Here is a 19,104-nt window from a genome sequence, read left to right as displayed (position 1 = left end):
CTAGAGCATTCTCCGGCTGATCGGATGATTCCATCTCATCGGAAAAGGCTCTAGCGGCCTGAGATCGACTGTCCGGCGCTGACGACGCTCGCGTTCAGCAGGTCGATCGTGTCGCTGGCGTTGACGCGTTTGTCGGAGATCGGCTGGCCGGTGGCGAGCTGGCGGCCGATGAGCTGGATCATCTCCGGGCTCTCGGCGAACTTGCCATGATTCATCTCGTCGTCGGTCTTGATCGCCGACATGTTCACCACCTCGATGCGGTGAGCCTTCATGAAGTCCGCATAGCTCTGATTGGCGGGGTCGATGCTGCCGAGGCGGGCGGTGCTGCCCCAGATGATCTTGGAGGCGGCCAGCGCCTTGTCGTCGTTGGAGATGAAGACCGTGAAATCCGGCCGCTTCTCGCCCATTTCCAGGACCTGGGTCTGGAAGATGTCGATGTCGACATCCGGGTCGGCGAGCAGGACGTTCTTGATCTTGGGTGACAGACCCTTGTTGCGGATCGACATCTGCCGCAGGGTCTCCAGCGTCACCCAGTTGCCCATGGAATGCGACATGATGGAGATCTCGTTCACCGCCTTGTCGGCGATGAGATAGCCCAGCAGCCGTTCCAGCGCGTCGCGCGAATAGGTGGCGCTGTCCTTGTCGTAGCCATAGGCGAGGATGCCGCCGCGCGAGGGCCAGGTGAACAGCACCGGCACGGCGCGGGTGCCGGAATCGTGCACGATCTGCGCGAAACGGAAGACGGCATCGTCGAACCGGTTGTTGTAGCCATGGACGAATACCAGCACGCTGCGGCTGGGCTCCTTGACCAGGCGCCTGTTGAACAGCGCGATGATCTGGTCGCGGCGCATGAACTCGGCCTTCACCGTGGCGAAGGATGCCTCCGGGTCGGCGGGGCGCTTTTGCGGCCATTCGACGGCGCCGGACTTGTGCCCGGGCGGAATGGAGATGGTGATCTCGGCGAAGGAGGCCTCACCACGGTCGCCGCCATACATCTCGCCCGGCACGTCGGAGGGTTTGCGCGTCGTCGCGACCAGCATCTCGACCCGCGAGGCGCCCGATGCCAACGCGACCGAATCCTCTATGGGAATGAAGACGTTATCGAGCCTTGAGGCGCAGCCGGCACTTGCCGCGATGGCGCCTGAAAGCACCGCGAAACGGCAGGCACTCAACAATCGTTGGAAAACCATCGTGTACTCCTCAGAGCAGGCGCCTGCTCCCGGAAGGACGCACGCGGCGTTGGGGCTAGCCGTCCGATGCCTGTAGAACGGAATCCGAAAGCGCGGAAGAAGGAATGTTCCGCACGGGTAGGCGCTGATCACAATCAGAGCCTTGTGTGTGGAAATTCGTCCACACGCCCGACATGGTGGCGAAGCGTTACGGGCGCTTCCTGCCGCAGGACAAAGCCGCCCTCGCGGCTCAGATCCTCAACAGGGTGCTGGAGGCGGCGTGAGTCCTGAAGGCGAGGGCGCAAGATGCTTGCCGGGTCGCAGGGTGGGATCAAACGATCCCACCGCCATAATCATACACGCACGCGGTGTCGGATTCTTCGGACAGAACCCAGATCGCAAGACCTGACCCGCCTATCTCTGGGGCGATGATGGCGGGGGCACAAGGCCGGCCTCCCGGCCCGCGGGCCTCATGCAGCTTGAGAGTGACGAGAACCTTCTCTCCGTCGCGCTCGGCCTCCACCGAGCACCCTGGCACGAGATCGGTGCCGCACTGCTCACAATGCCTCGCGGCAATGCTGTTCATCCTGCCGCATTGCGGGCATGCGCGTTCGGTCGTCATTTGTGTGCTCACCACCATGATCTCCGCGTCATGTGGCTCTTATATCATGGGAGTTGGAAGCTCCGCCGGACGTGAAGCTGTTCACGGCCGCAAAGGAGACCCGAATTGATGGTTGGAAATTCCCCGCCTTCGCGAACGAGTAGCCGGTCGCTCGGGCCGATAGGAAGGCCGGCGCTCGCTTGCCGTAACCCTCATCCATGGCCCGATTGCGTTTGCTGGTCGCTCGTCAGTTCAGAGATTGAACTTGACCCGGATCAGGCGGCGGCCAATGACTTGCGGGGACTTGGAATTCAAGCCTGATCGCGCCGCGCGGATGCCAAGGCGGTCGGAGAGATGCCATGTCGAGCAACGACAAGTCGTTCACCGGCTCCATTCCCGAAATCTACGACCGGCTGATGGTGCCGTTGATCTTCGAGCCCTATGCGCAGGATCTGGCGGCAAGGACGGCGGCGCTCGAACCCCGGTCCGTGCTCGAAGTGGCGGCGGGCACCGGCGTGGTGACGCGGGCGCTCGCCGCAAGATTGCCGGCGGACGCGAGCGTGGTGGCCACCGACCTCAATCAGCCCATGCTCGATCATGCGCGCGAGCGACTGGCAAGCGACCCCCGGATCGTCTGGCGGCAGGCCGATGCCGGGGCCTTGCCCTTCGAAGACGCGCAGTTCGACGCCGTGCTGTGCCAGTTCGGCGCCATGTTTTTCCCGGACAGGGTCGCGGCCTATCGGCACGCCAAACGTGTGCTGAAGCCGGGTGGGCGCTTCCTGTTCAATGTATGGGACCGCATCGAGGACAATGAGTTTGCGCAGGAGGTAACGCGGGCGCTCGCCGTGCTTTTCTCCGCCGACCCACCGCGCTTCTTGGCGAGGACGCCGCACGGTTATCATGACCCGGACGCCATCCGTGCCGACCTGCGCGCGGCAGGTTTCGACGAGGTCTCGATCACGCCGCTGGATGCGATCAGCGCGGCGCCATCACCCTATGAGGCGGCGACGGCCTATTGCCAGGGCACGCCGCTGCGCGGCGAGATCGAGGCGCGCGGCGGCGTGCCGACGGACGTGACACGGCACGTGGCGGATGCCATCGCGAAACGGTTTGGCAACGGCGCTGTGAGCGGCCGCATCCGCGCTCTGGTCGTGGTGGCAAATCAGGCGTGAGACGGCATCACGAAGCCATCGGCACGCATGGGCGGTTTCAGACCTGACGCTCGAGAAGCTGATCGGCCTTTTCCTGCATAAATTAACGAGCTTCCCGACGTAAGCCGGCGCGATCGGACACGACCCATTGCGGGGCTCTTCCGTTGGATGCGGTTGCCGCCGCTGGCGCCCCTCGGAACTCGGACACTTGCCAGTTGCGGGCCGAGTGCTTGTAGTTGGCCTTGCAGTGCGAGGCGCAGTAGCGCAACAGGGTGTGCTGGTTCAGCACGAGGATTTCACGCCCGAGCATGTCCATGTGCTCCGGTTCGCTCGCGAGCCAGCCGGCGAGCACACGCGTGAGAAGGCCGGGTCCGCTCGATAGCCAGATGGAGTCGCGATCGCCACGCAACGCCGCTTCGAGGGCTCTCTGCAACGCCAGTCCGATAAGGGGGTGGCGCGGCCGGGCCGCGATGAAGTTGTTGCCGATCGTCCCGTAATGTTCCTGACGGAGCACGAGTTCGCGGCCGGCCAGGAGCGTACCGAGCGGTGCAAGGCAGCGGTCATCGGCGTCGGCATAGACGCCACCTTCTTCATGGAGCAGGGCCAGCCGCAGCAGATCGGCCTTGCCGGCGATCGACGGGATGTTGCGAAAAGCCTGGGGCCAGCGATCGTCGCGCTGCGCCAGCCAGGCCCGCGCCGATGGCAGGGAAAGCAGGACATGCCTGGATCCCGCATTCTGCGCGCGCCAGCTTTGCGTCAGATCCTCCACATCCTCCGGCAGGTCGGGCGTATCCCAGAATTGATGGATATGGCGCGGGATAACGTCGCCGTGCGCTGCAGGCGCCTGCACGCCCAGATAGCCCGATTGGCGCAGATGGATCAGAAAGCCGATGGCGCAGCCCGTATGGTGGGGATTCGAGCGCAGCGCTTCGACCCAGACCGGCAGTGAGGACGCCGCCCGCGCTTTCTGCACGACGGCCAGCGCCCTGGGATCGGCCCCGAGGTCGTTGGCGATCTCCCGCAGCAGACCCTTGGGAATTCGGGCATCCGGCGCCCGCAGCTGGCGAGGGAGCGATTCCTTCAGGGCCTGGCGGGCATTCGGCACGTCCAGGGCCATGAGATGCAGCTGGGCGAGGGCGCGATGGTCCTCCGGGTCGAGACCGCAATCATCCTGCGCGACCCGATAGGCTTTCAGGGCTTCGCCGATCCGCCATTGGGCCTTGAGAAGCGAGGATTTGAGGCGTGCCTTCAAGCGGCGCGCCTTGCGCGTGTTGACGGGCAGCCTTGCCAGCGCCTGTTCGGCCTGAGAATACCGCCCCATGAGGATGTCGATCCGCAGGCGCAGCGTCATCAGATCAAGATTGTCGGGATAGCGATCGATCGAGGCCGCCAGCGTCTGCTCGGCTTCGACCATGCGACCGGTGGCCAGCAACTGGGCCGCCAGCTCGTGCTGCAGTTCGGGGGCGTCGCAGGACGTGGCGACGCCCTGTGCAAGCCGGGCCACTCCCTCTTTCGCGGAGAACAGGCGGGAAACGAGACGCGAGCATTCGATCCAGGCTGACGCGGAAGAGACGGGCAGCCGGCATGCCCGCTCGAATGTCGCGAGCGCGGCATCGTTGTCGCGAGCATCCGCCTGTCTCCTGCCGAGAGCGACAAGGAGTTCCGGATGGTCGGGAAAGATGTCGAGGGCTTCAGCAAGCGCCGTGTCGGCCTCGACATCGCGCCGCTCGCGCGCAAGCCGCTTCACCAGCGCGAGGGTCAGTTCGGGATGGCCGGGATGGATGGCAAGACACTCTCTCAGCAGCGCCTCGCTCTCTGTTGCGTCATCGGCGCTCTGGTGCAATTCCGCGAGCAGGACAAACGCATCGGCTTGGCCAGGGGCCACATCCAGAACCTGCCGTAAGATGACGACCCCTTGCTGGTGCTTCCCTCCGGAGAGGAGCATGCGGACAAGACCGATCCCGGCCTTCAGATGGCTCGGATTGGCCTCCCATGCCTGCCGGAAGAACTGTTCGGCCGCCACGCGATCGCCGGTGCGCCGGCGAATGTCGGCCAGCAGCAGCAAGGCATGCACAGCGCCCGGCGAGGCCGCCAATATCTGCTGCAGCAGCACCTCAGCCTGCGCCCATTGTCCGGCCGAGGCGAAGGTTTTGGCTCGGCTGAACCGGCTGGCGGGCTGAGGGGTCACGCTGCCTGTTCCGCACATCCCAGCGCCCTTGCCCTTAGGGCGAGCAGGTTGCGGATGAACGGGGAAAGCTGGCGGGCCGATTTCACGCGCGGCAGCTCAAGCTCGGCGGCCACCGGGGCTTCGGGGGCTTCCTGCCAATTGTCGAAGGTCTTGCGTGTTACATTGTCGATGAAGGTTTCGACGGGGGTGCCCTCGGCGAGGATCAGCGAATGGTCGGCGAGCTCGACATGGTAGTAGGTGAAGCGTTCCGGCATGTCGGTATGGCGGACGATGCTTGAACCGTTGATCAGCGCGCCTGCCTGGATGAGCAGGCCGTCGAGAAACAGCGCGTGATCCGGCGAGACGTAGAGGTCGCGTGCCGGCAACCCTTTGCCCAGCGCGCTGGCGCGGATCAGGATCGGCATGATCCGCAGCGGATCGGCGAAATGAGTAGAAACCGTCTGACGGGCGAGCCAGCGCACGGCCTTCGCCTCGCCCTCGGTGGTGAGCACGTGATCGCCGGCTTTCAGTGTTTCGATGGCGACGTCGCCGGAGGGCGTGGCGATCCGCGTGCCGGGCAGGAAACAGGGGATCTCGTCAAATGTATAGACATCCCATGTACCGTCACTATTCAGGAAACTAAAGGTTTCAATATTGGCGAAGGTAATAGTTGTACGAGATCCAGCCTCGGAATCGGTGAAAGAAACCGAATCTCCTGTCTTTACGAAGGAGAATTTGCTTATGTCTTGGTAAAATGTAGCCGTGTCCTGGTCGCTGCCGCCGTCCACGAAGGCGATGCCGTGACCGCCTCCACCGTTGCCGCCGCCCTCAGACGTACCGAAATCGGAAAAAATGATCTCATCATTCCCGGTGCCGCCATCGAAGACACCTGTCCAAGCATAGACCAACGATAAGCTATCGTTTCCATCTCCACCATTAAAAGTCGTATCGTAACTTTCTAAAGACAGAAACGTATCGTTTCCATCTCCCCCATTATATTCACAATTGAATGGAATAGATGAATATGGCAAAGACGGATCAATTGTCAAAAAAGCATCGTCGCCGGCGTCGCCATTGAATGTGCAGCCGCCTCCATGGCCGCCGCGGATCGTGTCGTTTCCGGCGCCGCCGTTCAGCGTCACGTTGCTGAAGCCTTTACTGGACATTTGGTCGGCATCATCGGTGCCGTTCAGCGTTTGACCATTCGCCGTTGCATTGAACGTCGCCATTCCCCTACCCCTGAGCCGCAGTGCTTTTCCCAACGGAATAGAACCATGCCATGCCCAGGCGGGCAAGACCGTATGCTGCCGCAGAGCTTCGCGCGAGGTGCCCTTTGAAATCTCCGGGAGGTGAGCGCCCCGAGGCCCTCCTCCTGCGCGTGCCCGGCGCCGATCGCGCGGTGCTCGACGTGCCGACCGACCGGTTCATGGTGAAGCGTTGCCACAACGACGCGCATGGCAACGAGGGCGAACTACGTGCGTTCGCCCTTGCAATCTTGGAAGTCTGTGATCGGGCCGCTGCGGTGAAGGCCGGCAGTTGCGCCTCGACGTGAGCGCGGTTCGCCGACAGCTGATCCGCGCGAGATGCTGAAGCCGCGCAACATGGTCGACCCGGATCTGCATTTCGACGAGATCAGGGTGAAGACGCGGGATTTCCGGTAGGGATGCTGTCAGCTGCGCGGGTCGCGCACGGGCCGGAGGACGCATCGGAATCCGTGCTGGCCTCGGCGCAGGTGGCGCCTCTGTTGCTAGAGGCACCGGCGCCGGGCGCGATCCGCGACCGCAACGAGATGCTCTCGCTCACCGACATGTGGAAGGCGCAGAAGTCGCCGGACAATAAAGAACCCGCTCAGTGGCTCCGTTCGCCGAGCGCAGAGGCTTTCATCGAGGCCGTCGAGGCCAATGTGGGAAAATCCCATAATGACCTCGTGAAGTCCGTTCGGGGCGGCACGGGCGCCGGCAGCGGTTCCGCGAACAGGGAACTGAGATCCTCGTCGGTCTGGGCCATCCAGTTGCTGGCGAAAAGATGCTGGTTCTGCCGCACCACCGGCCCTTCGAACCGCGCCATCACATCGACCCATGGCGCGAAGCTGGCCTTCACCGCGAAGGCCGCGTCGGCGCAGTTTTGGCTGCCGCAATAGGTAATGGCGTTGTCGATCACCACGATCTTGCGGTGGTCGCGCATGTCGATCCGGCCCTTGAACGGGCGCAGCAGCGGGTTGCCGACCGGCAGCGCCGCCGCCAGCCGCACCCCGCTCGAAGCCATGTCGCGCCAGTACGCGGAGCCGATCAGCGCCCGTGAGCCGATATCGTCCACCATCGCCCGGCAAAGGACGCCGCGCGCGGTGGCACGCTTGAGCGCCTCCACCACCTGTCCCCCGCTCTCGTCCGCCAGCCAGATATAGAACAGCACGTGCACGCTCTGCCGTGCGGCATCGATATCCGCGACCATGGCGGCGATGGCGGCGGCAGAGTCCGGCAGCAGCGTCGCCCGGTTGCCGGCAACCGGCAGATAGTGGCTCACCGAATAGCCGACCCGGAACAGCGGCGCGAAGCGTTCGGGAATCGTCGCCTCCGCCGACGCACCGGCCACCTCGCCGGAGCGCGGCAGGATTTCGAATGCCGCGCGCAGCCGCCCGATGCGCTTGCGGCCCAGGCTGACCTCGCCGAACAGCACATAGGCCACGACGCCGAGCACCGGCGCCACTGCGATCACCAGCACCCAGGCGAACCGCGAGGACGGCTCGCGGTGCGGCCGCAGCAGCGCGCGGATGATGAAGATGAGCTGGACGCCCGCCTGAGCGATGAACAGCAGCCAGGCGAGAACGGCGGAGTCATGCATGAAGCGATACAGTCGGTGAGCGATGCGGCCGCATTAAACCATGTTCGCCGCCCGTTTGAAGCGCGCCTCGCCGGCGGGTCCTCGAACTCTGTCTTTGACGAATGGGCCGACTGGGCAGGGGGCTTGACTCACGCAAACTTGTCACCGCCGATGCCGGTATAGGAATAGCGGCCGGCGCGGACACCTGCGCGCGATCCGGCAAGCCCACCGGCACGTCCACCGACAACGCCTTCATCGAGGCGTTCAACGGTCGCTTCCGTAGCCAGTGCCTGAACCGGCGTGCAGAAACCTTCACCTCGGTTTCGATCGACTTGGGACTATTCGGCAATGAATTCAGCACTTGTCGACAGATAAAGCCAGCCATCAAACCTGTCGCGTTGCATCGCGTGCTTGCGTTAGTATGGACGATCGGGACTGGGTCCGTGTCACGGAGCTCGCGATTGATGCCAGCTAGTGGAGTCCGGCCAACATCGAGCACGCTATCGGGCGAGCGCCTGCAAGTGACGGCCCTGTTCTACGACATTGTCGGGTCGGTCCGGTTGCTCACCCGCCTTGATCCTGAAGACGTCGCGGTGGTGCAACGCACGTTGCACAATGAGGCGGCGGCGGCGATCCAGCAGTTCGGCGGCACGGTTCAGCAATTGCAGGGCGACGGTGGATCGGCCTATTTCGGCCTTCCGGTGCCACTGGAAGATGCGGCGGAGGCCGCCGTCGGTGCCGCCCTCGAACTCGTCGGCCGATGCGAGCGGCTGCAGCATGAGCGGGGCGTGCATCTGATGATCCGGGTCGGGATCGCCACCAGCATGGTGGTGGTCGCGGCAACCAAGGGCACCAGGCTGCCGGGCCAGACGGAGATCATAGGGATCGCGCCGGCACTTGCCGCCCGCATCCAGGCGGATGCCGCGCCGAACTGTGTCGTCGTCGCCGATTCCACCTATCGCCTCGCCCGCGGGGCATTCGAGTTCGAGCCGCTCGGAGACCGGCTTCCCAAGGGTTTCACGGAGCCCATAGGCCTCTGGCGAGCGGTTTCGCGCCGGCCGACGGCCGATCGGTTCTCGGCAAGCCGTCGCGTGGGCGCCCCTCTCATCGGCCGAGAGGAGGAGCTCGATTTTTGCTGCCGGAGCTGGGCGCTGGCTCAAGAGGGCAAGGGGCAGTTCCTCGTCGTCCACGGCGAGGCGGGCATCGGCAAGTCGCGGCTGGTTGCCGAACTTCGGAACGAACTGACGGCGGCGGACAGCGTCGTCGTCCTGCAGTGCAAGCCGCGCGGAGATACCCGGCCGCTTCACCCGTTTCTGGATTTTCTGGAGCAGGGGTTGGGAGCGGCGGGCGACGGCGCCGACCTGGAAGAGCGCGTCCGCGCCTATCTCCGAAGCCAGTATCTCGACGTTTCCGACGACGATGCCGAGATCATCACCTTCCTCTACGGGCAACAGGCCGGCCTGAGGACGCCGGCATCGGCAGGCCTCGATCTTGCGGCGGAGGAAATTCGGGCCCGCGGTCAGGACGCCATGCTGCGTCTTCTGTGCGGGCGAGCGAACCCGTGCTTGATCGTCATCGAGGATTTCCATTGGGCGGACAGCCTCACGAAGGCGATCGTCCTGCGGCTGCCGCACGTCGCCGCCAGCTTGCCGGTGCTGGTCCTGGTCACGGCCCGCGATGAGGTGGGCCTGGATGCGATCGAAGGCCCCAACGTGTCCTCGCTGTCCCTGTCGCGCCTCGACGCCGGTGCGACGTCGCAACTTTTCCAATCCATCTGGGATGACGCGCCGCCCAACGGTCTTGCCGCCTTCGTTCACGAGCGTAGCGACGGCGTGCCGCTCTTCGCGGAGCAGTTGACCTGCCTGCTCAAGGAAACATGGGACAAGCAGCAGGCCATCTCGCCCGCTTCGCCGGCGGATTGGAGCCAGGTGCTCCCCGGCGGTGCCGTGCTGTCGCTGCAGGACCTCATCGCGGCTCGCCTGTCGGCCCTCGGCCCGCTGCGCCGGCTGGCCCAGGTCGCCGGCGCGATCGGGCGCGAGTTCAATCTCGACCTGCTGACCCGGATCGTCGATGCCGACACATTGCCTCTGCCGCTGAAGCTCGCCGTGCGCGAACTGGTCCAGGCCGGCATCTTCAGCGCAGGGGCGTTCGAGGCGGAGGCGACCTGCCGCTTCCAGCACGTGCTGATACAGGAAGTCGCCTATGAGAGCCTGCTGAAGACCGAGCGACGCCAGCTGCAGGCTCGCATTATCGACCTGGTCTGCACAGGCGCGGTGCCCCCGCTCGCGGACAATGTCCTCGCCTGGCACTATGAGCAGGCCGACCGTCCGCTCGATGCGGCGCGCTGCGCGACAAACGCCGCGATGGCATGCATCGGCCGTTCGGCGATGCTCGAAGCGGACCGGCTGCTGAATTTCGCCCAACGGCAACTCGACGGCCTAGACACTGATCTTACCCATGAATTGCAGCTCGAACTGTTGTCCGCACGGGGTCCGGTGGCGGCGGCACTGTTCGGCCGCGGCTCGCCCCAGGCGAGTGCCGTGTATGATCAGGGCGTCGCGCTTTGCAGTGCGTCGGCGCCACGGGACCGGGCAAGATGGTTCCCGCTCTATTGGGGCTGGTGGTTCACGGCGCCCAACTACGAGGCCCAGAAGGCCCGTTCGGACATCGTCGTCCGCGACCTTGAGCAGACCGCCGACCCGGAGGTGCGGCTGCAGTCGTTTCACTGCGCATGGGCGACCAATTTCGACGCCGGACGCCACGCCTATTGCCTCGACTGCGTCGAGGCCGGGCTGGCGCTCTATGACGAGGAGCGCGCCCGCCTGAGCCGCGTCCGCTATGGCGGCCACGACGCCAAGGTGTGCGGCCTCGGCGAGCGTGCCCTTTCGTTGTGGTTCACCGGAGACGAGGCCGGCTCGGCGCGCAGCATGGAGGCGACGCTCGACTGGGCCGAACGGATCGCTCATCCCGACAGCCTGTTCCACGCGCTCGACTACGCCGTCGGGCTGGCGCGCTACCGGAACGACTTTCATCGCGTGATCGCGGTCGCCGAGCGGATGAGCGCCATCGCCGAGGAGCGGGGCCTGCCGGGCGGGCGGGCCAAGGCGAAGCTGTTTGGTGGATGGGCACGTGCCCTTGTCGGCGACGAAGACCGGGGAGTTGCCGAATTCAACGAAGGATTTGCCCTGCAACGGGAAATCGGCACCGAAGAAAATCTTCCGATCTACCGCGACATGGAAGCGGAGCTGCTGGCGCAGGCCGGCCGGCTCGATGAAGCGGTGGCCATCGTGGAGGAGGCGATCGCCAGCAGCAGCCAAAGCGGGCAGGTGTTCTGGCTCCCGGAGCTCCATCGCCGGCGTGGCCTGCTGCGCCGCAAGCTGGGGGCAACCGCTGAGGAGACGCTCTCCGATCTCCGTCGCGCCGTGGAACTGGCGGAGAGCCACGCCGCCACGGCGCTGGTAGGGCGCGCACGCGCCGATATCGGGCGGCTCGGCCTGCTGAACGCCCTATCGCCATGATCGACACCGATCCGCTCACGCCGGCCGGCGTCGTCGCCACGCTGGCCCATGAGCGCGACCGCGCCGAGCTGACACCGGCGCAGCGTGACGCACGCCTTGCGGCGATCGTGCGCGGCGTCTTCGCTGCGCGGCACAGGTTCGGAATTACACGGCTCGGCTCGATTACCCGGCTCGACCGCGCCGGCATCCTCGTCACGCAGGTGGTCCGACCCCTCGCCCTGTCCAATGTCGTATCGCAGGGCAAGGGCCTCGATCCGATGCGGGCAGCGGCCTCCGGGCTGATGGAGGCGCTGGAGACCTGGGCAGGCGAGAGGATCGAACCGGCGCGGCTGACCACGCGGGCGGCCATCGACATGCCGCGCGACCTGCGCACGCTTTATGCCGGCAGCCTCGTCCATCGCGATGACCTTGGCTGGGATCGGATCGCGCTGCGATGGATCGACGGCTGGGATCTGTTCGCCGACCGGTGCCTGCCGGTGCCGGCGGCATTGGTGGATACCGTCTACACCTACCCCTCGCCGCATCCGGTGGCATTTCCGCGCACGACGACGGGTCTGGCCGCGGGAGCGACGCTGCACGCGGCTGTCATTCATGCCGGCCTGGAGGTGCTGGAGCGGGCGAGCATCGCCACGGCGGCTCGCGAGCCCTATTTCTTCGATCGTTCGCAACTGGACGGTTCGGCGATCGAATGGCCGCTATCGGCGCGGATTCTCGCCCGGATCCACGGAGCGGGGCTGGTCGCCGGCATCTGGCGCGTGGAGGCGGATCATGGCCTTCCGGTCTACTGGTGCCACGTCGTCGAAGACGAGGGCACGGCCGAACTCGCTCCGCTGCCAGGGGAGGGGTTCGGCTGCGACTTCACCCATGACGCGGCGCTGGCAAGGGCGCTGATGGAAGCATGTCAGGCGCGGGTGACGGCGATTGCCGGTGCGCGGGAGGACATCACGCGCAGCTTCTACCCCGACCGGCATGACCGCACCCGCCTCGACGACTGGCGCCGCCGTATCCGACAGACGGCCCTTTCCACGCCGCCGCCGGAGGATGCCGAGGCGCCGGGATGCGCCCCGGAAGCGCTCGATCGCCTGTTGCAGGCGCTGGCAGCGGCGGGGGCGAAGGCCGTGCTTGCCGTGCCGCTTTTCCATCTCCCGGAGCCGCAAGTATATGTGATCCGCCTCGTCGTGCCGCCTTTGCACCACGGCCCGGCATCCGTGGCGCCATGACACCGGCAGATCATGACACCGGCAGATGACGTCATCGTCTTTCTCGGCCCGACGCTGCCACGCGAGGCGGCGAAGGACTGCTTCGAGGCGACCTATCTGCCGCCCGCCGAGCAGGGCTCGATCGTCAGCGCCGTGCGGACGCTGAAGCCGCGTGCGGTGGTATTGATCGACGGCGCCTTCGCCCGGGTGCCCGCCGTCCGCCACAAGGAAATCCTCTGGGCCCTGGCGCAGAACATACCGGTGTTCGGCGCGGCGAGCATGGGCGCCCTGCGGGCGGCGGAACTCGGCACCGCCGGGATGAAAGGCTATGGCTTCATCTATCGGTGGTACGCACGCACCCCGCTCGCCGATGACGACGAGGTCGCGGTGGCGATGATGCCCGCCGAGCTTGGTGCCGCGCCGCTCAGCGAGGCGCTGATCAACATCCGTCTGACATTGCGCGCCGCCCGGCGAGCCGACATCGTTTCCGAGACCTTGCGGCGGGCCATCGAGGACGTGGCGCGCCGCACCCATTTTATCGACCGCCTCCATGTGCCGATCATCGCGGCGGCGCGCGCCGCCCTGCCGGCGGAAGCGCATGCCGGGCTCGACCGCCTCGAACGCTGGTGGCCGGACAACGCCATCGATCAAAAGGCGGCGGATGCCGTCGGCCTGCTGCGCCTGCTCGCGGCATCGCCGGATCTGCTGCGTCCGCCGACGGTGCGCCCCGCGTTCCGCATGACCGAGGCTTGGGCTTATGACCTCGACGCCGCCGGTCTTCTCTCGGAGGACATCGTCGACCTGACGCAGGGCCAAGGCGGATCGTGACACCAGCGCCGCGCTGTGCGAGGCTGTGCAACGCTGGGTGGAGGCCGACGATGTACGGCGAGAACGCAGGGCGGTCGATGACGCGGGCTGATACCGCGCGGCTCGGCACTCGTTTTCTCGTTTTTCCGCAGCCCCCCTTCATCCCCGGCTATGAGCGGCCCGAAACGGTGTGGATCTCGACGCCGCTGGGCGGCGTGACCGCCGGGCCGGCCGATCGGCGCATGTATGTCGTCGATCCGACGCGCGCAAAATTACCCTACGCCTATCCCTATCTCCCGCCTTATGCCGGCAGTCTTCATCCGCCTGCCGTGGCCGGACCGGATGGGCATTTCGATCATCTCACGATCGGCTCGCGGGAGTTCGAGGCGGCGCATGTCTTCGCCTGCGTCCGGCGCGTGCTCGACATTTGCGAGAGCTATTGGGGCAAGGAGATCCCGTGGTTCTTCCAGCCGACCTATGAGCGGCTGGAGATCGTGCCGCGGCTGAGCTGGGACAACGCCCAGTCGGGCTTCGGCTTTCTCGAACTCGGCGAGGATCGCGCCCGCGGCGACCCGCATCCTTTCGCCCTCAATTTCGATGCGGTGGCCCACGAGATCGGCCATCTCGTGCTGTTCGGCGCCATGGGCCTGCCGCGACACGATCCCCCGCGGGAATATTACGGTTATCACGAGGCCGTCTCGGACTTCATCGCGCTGCTCGGCCTGCTGCATTTCGATACCTCGCTCGACCTGATCCTGCGGCGCACGCGCGGCAACCTGCTGCTCACCAACGAGCTCGACCGCTTCGCCGAGATGAGCGACGAGCAGCAGGTGCGTCGCTTCAATCATTCCCTGAAGATGCCCGATGTCGGCCGCGAGGTGCACGATCTTTCCAGGCCGTTCGCCGGCGCCCTGTTCGACACGCTGATCGAGATCTACCAGGTGCTGCTCCATGAGCGCGGCCTCTCCGATCTCGATCCGCGCGCCTTCTGGAACCTGCGCAGCGAATTGCCGGAGGAAAGGCTCGAGGAAGAGCTTTCCGCGTCCCTCGTTGACTACGAGCTGCGCCATTTCGCGGTGAAGTCCGCACTGGAGGAGGCGCGGGATATTCTCGGCGACGTTTTGCTGGGGTCGTGGCGGACGCTCGATCCCACATGGCTGACCTATGCGGACGCGGCCGAGGCAATGGTCCGCGCCGCCGACGAGGGCGGGGCGCAGCGCTTTGCCGACCGGTTCGAAGCCTGCTTCGCCTGGCGCGGCATCTTGTAGGCGCGCAGGGAAGGGCCACGGGCCTCACGTGCTTGAGGGGAGCGGACTGCCAGTCGGTCCGAAAACAATGAAGGAGCGACCATCATGCTGTCAGACAATACGCCGGCTCCAACAGGCGCACCCATGTACCAGCCGAACGAGATCCTGCTCTATGGGGTGGATCTCAACGACGCGGATGATTTCGCGGAGATACCGTTCGATTCCTCGGTCATGGTGAGGCAATCGAGCGTCTTCCTTCGCCTGCAGGCGCGGAGGGCGGACCAGGGCGGGGGCACACTGCCGGTCGGCCGTGGCCAGGTCTCGATGATGGTCGCCTATGGCTATGCCTTCGAGGGCGCCTGCTATCGCTTCGACAAGCCACGCCTGCTGCTCTTCGCGCCCGTCGGCGTCGCACTCGACGCTCAGGGCTGCGGTTTCGACGGTTTCAATCCGCCCTACAAGATGTGGCGGATCACCTCGAAGACCATGTTGTTCGAGGTGGCCACGACAATCGGGTTGGCGGAGGATCTGGTCCTTGCGGCCAACCTTCCGGGCAACCGCCCGCCGAACACTTACGGCAACCACATGGAACTCGCCCATCGCGGCGGCCGGCTCAACCGGGGTGGAGGGCAATAGAGCCGCTCGAGATGCCTCTCATGGCTCATGCGCCACCCTGCCGGCCGGCGGCGCATGAGCCGCGACGACGAATTGCTTCCCTGGCAGCTATTCCGTGCTTCAGCTTTTGGAGCGAGTTAGTATTTTGATCTTTCTTCGAATTCGGCAAAAAACTTGTCGTCGATCACGAGCGCGTTAATATCGTCATCCTCGGTAACTATATCTTTTTTCTGTTTCCAGTCTTTATCGGGCTCGTCCTCTCCAAGCTCCCAATAGGCGGCCTCGATGCGTATTTTTCCCTGTTTCTTACCTTCGAATATTGCGGTTTCCGTCACCGGAAATACATCGGATTCGCCGCCAGCCTCGATGCCGCCGTCGTGTATCGGGGTGCCGTTCCCAGTCCAGCCGTCGTAAGCAACGATCCACCTGGACTTGCCCTTTGAGACCAGTTTGACGCTTATCGCCATTGCTCCCTCCGCCTCCCTCTGCCGTAGATGCTTTTGCGCACCTCGTGATTGAGAATGTGGACCATGATCCCAAGTATTGGATATGTAAAGACGAATATAGATTGACTTGAGATCGACGTTTTCATTCGGGTCGGAAACCGGAGCCAGCTCATTTTGCGCATGGCTGGCCGTGGACGGCATGTTTCCCGGTACGGCCGCCGCTGCGGATCGTCAGCGGCCATCCCGCTCGCGGATGGCGGTGAGATTGTCCTGGAGGCGCCTGGCCATGAGACGCATCACCGACAGGGCCATTGGCGGGAACTCGGCCAGAAGCGCCAGGAAAACCTCCTTGCGCAATTGCAGCGCTTCGAGCGGAGTGGTTGCGACGATCGTGGCCGAGCGGGGATCGCCGGTGACGATCCCCATCTCGCCGACGATGGCATTGCGGGAGACGCCCGAGGCTCGCACAGGCCGCCTGCCGTCGCTCTCGATCAGCACATCGGCCGCTCCCGACAGCAGCACATAGGCCGCGTCGGATTCATCCCCCTGACGAAACAGCACGTCGCCGGCGGCGAAGACAACGCGCTCGCTCGTGAAGGCGAGCAGCTTGAGATGCGCAATATCGAGATCGGCGAAGATCGACACGGATCGCAGCGCACGGATTTCCTCTTCGCGATCGGGCGGCATGCCCGCCTCCGCCGGTCCGATGTCGTCCGGAGCCGGTGCCGCCTGGCCGAGGACCGCGCCCGTTGCGTCCTGCACGGCGGCCAGTCTGGCCCCCTCGAAGGCGACGTGCAGGTCGTAGCTCTGGTCGGGGCCGATATCGCCGCCTGCGACGATCAGCGTTCTGCCCGCCATAGCGGCCCGGACGCGATCGAGGATCTGCCGCGCCTCGGTTCGGCTGAAGGCGCCGAACGCATTGTTGAGAATGAACAGTTCCGGCTGCTTGATCAGGCAGCGCGCAAGGGCGAGCTGGGTCTTTATCGCGGGAAACAGCAGGCGACCCGCATAGCCCGAGGGCTGATCGAGGCCCCATCGGTAGACATCGGCGTCCAGACCGAGTTCCTCCAGCGTCTCGCGGATGACCGTGTCGGCGATGTCATGCGTGCCCAGCCCGAACAGGAGATTGTCGCGCAGGGGCGCCGCGGCGCAGTAGCGCTGAGGGTCATAAAAAGCGATCGAATGGCCCGGATCCGACGAGGCCCTGGCGCGAAATGCCGTCCGGGCGGCCAGGAGACGTGCCTCGATGGCCGGATCCAGCAGTCCGAGGCGGTGGCGCGGCTCGATATAGAGGAAGGCCAGCCCGATCAGCCGCGTGCGGTCGTTCTCGCTGGCGGTGCCGGCTTCGAGCCGGACCAGCAATTCCCCGTATGCCTTGAAATCCTCCGCCGCGACGAAGGAGAAACGCTCGAACAGCACATGGCCGGGAGCAAGGTCGCGGAAGATTTCCAGCATCGTCGCCGCCATGCGCTGCCCGATCCCGCTCAGCGTGTCGGCCAGGTCCAGCTCGGCGAGAACCTGCCGGATGGCGTCGTGGTCGGCCAGGCGCATGCCGGACAGGGCAGGGTCGCTCGGCACGCCGAAAACGATGTTTTCACCGATCGTCGCGTTGTGCATATAGCGCGCCGGATCGTAGGGCTCGATCGCCGCCTCCGTGCCGCGCGCCGCGAGTTTGGCGCGGATGCGGGTGCGGATTTCGGAAATTCGCACGATCATGTCGGACGACACGTCGACGTCCAGCTTCCGGGCCAGCCCGAGCCTGAACACGGTGTCGGCCAGCCCGACGATGCGCAGCACCTCGAGCAATCTTTGCGAGAGCTCGGTCTCGTCGGCGGCATTCGCGCGATAATGGTCGATGGACCAGCCGAGCGGGTTGGTGCCGTCCCTCTCCACCCGGCGCAGGCTGTAGAGGATGTTGTCCCGCAGGCTTCCGTCAAGGACCACCGGCTCCGGCCCGAGATAGGCGATCAGACGCCCCCGCGTCTCGCGCGACAGGGCCGTCAACGGAACGCCCGCGAGGGTCAGCGTTCCCTCGCTGGCACTCAGGCCGCCGCCCAGCAACTGCGCCAGGATCCCTGCGCCTTCGCTCGCCTCACCCGAAAGCGCGATGTGCCTTTGCAGCGGCAATGACAGGGAAATCCGGTCGAGCACGCAATCGCCGGTCGGATTCACGACCGTCAGCGCCCGGGCGACGATCATCCCCATGACGGGCGGGCTGGCCACATCGTCGCCGTCGACACCGTCTCGGCCGGGTTTGTCGCCCCGCCGTCCGAAATGCTCGTCCCCCTTCAGTCCGAAATGCTCGACCACCTGCTCGAACTTGGTCTCGACATCCAGCCTTTGCTGATCCCAGTCGATGAGATCCTTCACCGGCGATGGCAGGTCGCGATAGGCCGCGATGACGGCGATGAGCTGTCCCAGATCGAGATGCCCCGTGAGGGCGAAATAGCCTCCGACGGCGTAGAACAGGAAGGGCGTGATCTGCGCCAGCAGGTTGTTGAGCATCTTGACGGCGAATTTGCGCTCGTACAGCCGGTAGCGGATGCCGAAAAGCTGCTCCAGCCGCTGCGCAACCTGGCCTTTCTCGACCGCGGATGTCCCGTGGTTCGCGATCTCGCCGATACTCTCAACCACTTCTCCGATCTTGCCGGCAAAGGCCCGCGACACGATCTGGCGCTGCCGTCCGAGACGGATTTGCTCGCGCCGCAGCCGTGGAATGATGGTGCCCTGGATCAGGATCATGCCGGCGGCGATCAGGCCGAGCGCGAGGTTCTGCACCAGAATGAACGTGAGCGCGGTCAAGGCCTGACCGCCAAGGAACACCGGCTGAACGAAGGCATCGCCGACGAAGCCGCCGATCGGCTCGACCTCGTCCTTGATGACGGTCGCGGCTTCGGAGGGCTTGATGCGCTGGAGCGCTTCGGGCTTGAAGCTCAGCAGAGCCGAGAAGAGGTCGAAGCGGATGCGCTGGAGAAGCCGTTCCCCCAGAGCCCCCTTGCGCATGTTGACGACATATTTGAACAGGCCATTGATCAGGACGAGCAGCAGGAAAAGTCCCGACAAGGCAAACAGATACGACATTCGATCGAGCCAGACGCCCTCGAACAGCGTGCGCGGGCCGCCGAATGCCTCCGGCAGGTTCAGGGTGATATGAAAAAGACGGGCGGTTTCCTGTCCGCCCGGGAAGGCGCGTCCCTGCAGCGCATCGGCGATGATGTACTTGGGAAGGTCGAGGGAAAAATAATAGAATGGCAATGACAGGCAAACAATGGCAATTATTTTTAGCTGCTCACGTTTGCTATTCTTCCAGATATAATCAAAAATACTGATCATATCGTCACGTTTTCTTTTCTTAAGCAGTATC

The 19,104-nt window shown here is 64.9% G+C and carries 14 protein-coding genes and 1 pseudogene; 8 read left to right on the top strand and 7 right to left on the bottom strand.

Translation table 11 applies throughout. The annotated features are described in order from the left end of the window. Nucleotides 1–50: 50 nt before the first annotated feature. Both AC1RU4_RS03390 and AC1RU4_RS03385 read right to left on the bottom strand, forming a co-directional pair. Nucleotides 51–1,190: an alpha/beta hydrolase gene (locus tag AC1RU4_RS03390; RefSeq protein WP_492889599.1), complete on the bottom strand. Its 1,140-nt coding sequence runs from the start codon at nucleotides 1,188–1,190 to the stop codon at nucleotides 51–53. Nucleotides 1,191–1,500: 310 nt separating this feature from the next. Continuing rightward, nucleotides 1,501–1,791 (bottom strand): hypothetical protein, encoded by a 291-nt coding sequence (locus AC1RU4_RS03385; RefSeq protein ID WP_492889598.1) that lies wholly within the window; start codon nucleotides 1,789–1,791, stop codon nucleotides 1,501–1,503. A 338-nt stretch (nucleotides 1,792–2,129) separates the two neighbouring features. Here AC1RU4_RS03385 and AC1RU4_RS03380 point away from each other — a divergent pair, with 338 nt between their 5' ends. Continuing rightward, nucleotides 2,130–2,942, top strand: a complete 813-nt coding sequence (locus AC1RU4_RS03380) for a class I SAM-dependent methyltransferase (RefSeq protein ID WP_492889597.1) — start codon at nucleotides 2,130–2,132, stop codon at nucleotides 2,940–2,942. Between the two features lie 82 nt (nucleotides 2,943–3,024). On the opposite strand, the gene AC1RU4_RS03375 is transcribed toward AC1RU4_RS03380, so the two are convergent. Together AC1RU4_RS03375 and AC1RU4_RS03370 are read right to left on the bottom strand one after the other, a co-directional pair. Then, nucleotides 3,025–5,109, bottom strand: a complete 2,085-nt coding sequence (locus AC1RU4_RS03375; RefSeq protein WP_492889596.1) for a tetratricopeptide repeat protein — start codon at nucleotides 5,107–5,109, stop codon at nucleotides 3,025–3,027. Continuing rightward, nucleotides 5,106–6,317 carry a Hint domain-containing protein gene (locus AC1RU4_RS03370; protein WP_492889595.1) on the bottom strand — a complete coding sequence of 404 codons (1,212 nt, stop codon included), beginning with the start codon at nucleotides 6,315–6,317 and terminating at the stop codon, nucleotides 5,106–5,108. Before AC1RU4_RS03370 ends, AC1RU4_RS03375 begins: the two co-directional genes overlap by 4 nt. A 104-nt stretch (nucleotides 6,318–6,421) precedes the next feature. Between AC1RU4_RS03370 and AC1RU4_RS03365 the strand changes: the two genes are divergently transcribed. Both AC1RU4_RS03365 and AC1RU4_RS03360 read left to right on the top strand, forming a co-directional pair. After that, the gene (locus tag AC1RU4_RS03365) at nucleotides 6,422–6,640 is read left to right on the top strand and encodes a hypothetical protein (protein ID WP_492889594.1); all 219 of its coding nucleotides are present in this window, start codon (nucleotides 6,422–6,424) and stop codon (nucleotides 6,638–6,640) included. 111 nt (nucleotides 6,641–6,751) lie between these two features. Beyond that, nucleotides 6,752–6,967 (top strand): annotated as a pseudogene (locus AC1RU4_RS03360) (hypothetical protein); the annotation flags it as partial. On the opposite strand, the gene AC1RU4_RS03355 reads toward AC1RU4_RS03360, so the two are convergent. Next, on the bottom strand, nucleotides 6,937–7,929 hold the full coding sequence (locus tag AC1RU4_RS03355) for a phospholipase D-like domain-containing protein (RefSeq protein WP_492889593.1): 993 nt from the start codon (nucleotides 7,927–7,929) through the stop codon (nucleotides 6,937–6,939). The pseudogene AC1RU4_RS03360 and the gene AC1RU4_RS03355 sit on opposite strands and share 31 nt — an antisense overlap. Before the next feature lie 500 nt (nucleotides 7,930–8,429). Between AC1RU4_RS03355 and AC1RU4_RS03350 the strand changes: the two genes are divergently transcribed. The 5 genes from AC1RU4_RS03350 (at nucleotide 8,430) to AC1RU4_RS03330 (ending at nucleotide 15,315) form a co-directional block, all read left to right on the top strand. Continuing rightward, entirely contained in the window at nucleotides 8,430–11,426 is a 2,997-nt protein-coding gene (locus AC1RU4_RS03350) for an ATP-binding protein (RefSeq protein ID WP_492889770.1), read from the top strand. Beyond that, complete coding sequence (locus AC1RU4_RS03345; RefSeq protein ID WP_492889592.1) at nucleotides 11,423–12,646, top strand: YcaO-like family protein; 1,224 nt, start codon at nucleotides 11,423–11,425, stop codon at nucleotides 12,644–12,646. The genes AC1RU4_RS03350 and AC1RU4_RS03345 overlap by 4 nt, the downstream gene beginning before the upstream one ends. A 12-nt stretch (nucleotides 12,647–12,658) precedes the next feature. After that, nucleotides 12,659–13,453, top strand: coding sequence for a TfuA-like protein (locus AC1RU4_RS03340; protein WP_492889591.1), 795 nt, complete (start codon nucleotides 12,659–12,661; stop codon nucleotides 13,451–13,453). 50 nt (nucleotides 13,454–13,503) lie between these two features. Beyond that, nucleotides 13,504–14,700, top strand: coding sequence for a gluzincin family metallopeptidase (locus tag AC1RU4_RS03335; RefSeq protein WP_492889590.1), 1,197 nt, complete (start codon nucleotides 13,504–13,506; stop codon nucleotides 14,698–14,700). Between the two features lie 84 nt (nucleotides 14,701–14,784). Next, nucleotides 14,785–15,315 carry a hypothetical protein gene (locus AC1RU4_RS03330; protein ID WP_492889589.1) on the top strand — a complete coding sequence of 177 codons (531 nt, stop codon included), beginning with the start codon at nucleotides 14,785–14,787 and terminating at the stop codon, nucleotides 15,313–15,315. A gap of 116 nt (nucleotides 15,316–15,431) precedes the next feature. Here AC1RU4_RS03330 and AC1RU4_RS03325 read toward each other — a convergent pair whose 3' ends face one another. Then, nucleotides 15,432–15,941, bottom strand: a complete 510-nt coding sequence (locus AC1RU4_RS03325) for a hypothetical protein (protein WP_492889588.1) — start codon at nucleotides 15,939–15,941, stop codon at nucleotides 15,432–15,434. 30 nt (nucleotides 15,942–15,971) lie between these two features. Next, nucleotides 15,972–19,073 (bottom strand): cyclic nucleotide-binding domain-containing protein, encoded by a 3,102-nt coding sequence (locus AC1RU4_RS03320; RefSeq protein WP_492889587.1) that lies wholly within the window; start codon nucleotides 19,071–19,073, stop codon nucleotides 15,972–15,974. Nucleotides 19,074–19,104 lie beyond the last annotated feature (31 nt).

The sequence above is a fragment of the Ancylobacter sp. GW821-FHT10E12 genome (genome assembly GCF_058809335.1).
This window is presented reverse-complemented; position numbering and strand designations above follow the sequence as displayed.

Excerpts from the sequence above, each read along its gene's own strand:
- AC1RU4_RS03345 (WP_492889592.1), top strand. The coding sequence starts at position 11,423 with ATGATCGACACCGATCCGCTCACGCCGGCCGGCGTCGTCGCCACGCTG.
- AC1RU4_RS03320 (WP_492889587.1), bottom strand. The coding sequence starts at position 19,073 with ATGATCAGTATTTTTGATTATATCTGGAAGAATAGCAAACGTGAGCAG.
- AC1RU4_RS03340 (WP_492889591.1), top strand. The coding sequence starts at position 12,659 with ATGACACCGGCAGATGACGTCATCGTCTTTCTCGGCCCGACGCTGCCA.
- AC1RU4_RS03385 (WP_492889598.1), bottom strand. The coding sequence starts at position 1,791 with ATGACGACCGAACGCGCATGCCCGCAATGCGGCAGGATGAACAGCATT.
- AC1RU4_RS03390 (WP_492889599.1), bottom strand. The coding sequence starts at position 1,190 with ATGGTTTTCCAACGATTGTTGAGTGCCTGCCGTTTCGCGGTGCTTTCA.
- AC1RU4_RS03355 (WP_492889593.1), bottom strand. The coding sequence starts at position 7,929 with ATGCATGACTCCGCCGTTCTCGCCTGGCTGCTGTTCATCGCTCAGGCG.
- AC1RU4_RS03335 (WP_492889590.1), top strand. The coding sequence starts at position 13,504 with ATGTACGGCGAGAACGCAGGGCGGTCGATGACGCGGGCTGATACCGCG.
- AC1RU4_RS03370 (WP_492889595.1), bottom strand. The coding sequence starts at position 6,317 with ATGGCGACGTTCAATGCAACGGCGAATGGTCAAACGCTGAACGGCACC.
- AC1RU4_RS03380 (WP_492889597.1), top strand. The coding sequence starts at position 2,130 with ATGTCGAGCAACGACAAGTCGTTCACCGGCTCCATTCCCGAAATCTAC.
- AC1RU4_RS03325 (WP_492889588.1), bottom strand. The coding sequence starts at position 15,941 with ATGCCGTCCACGGCCAGCCATGCGCAAAATGAGCTGGCTCCGGTTTCC.
- AC1RU4_RS03330 (WP_492889589.1), top strand. The coding sequence starts at position 14,785 with ATGCTGTCAGACAATACGCCGGCTCCAACAGGCGCACCCATGTACCAG.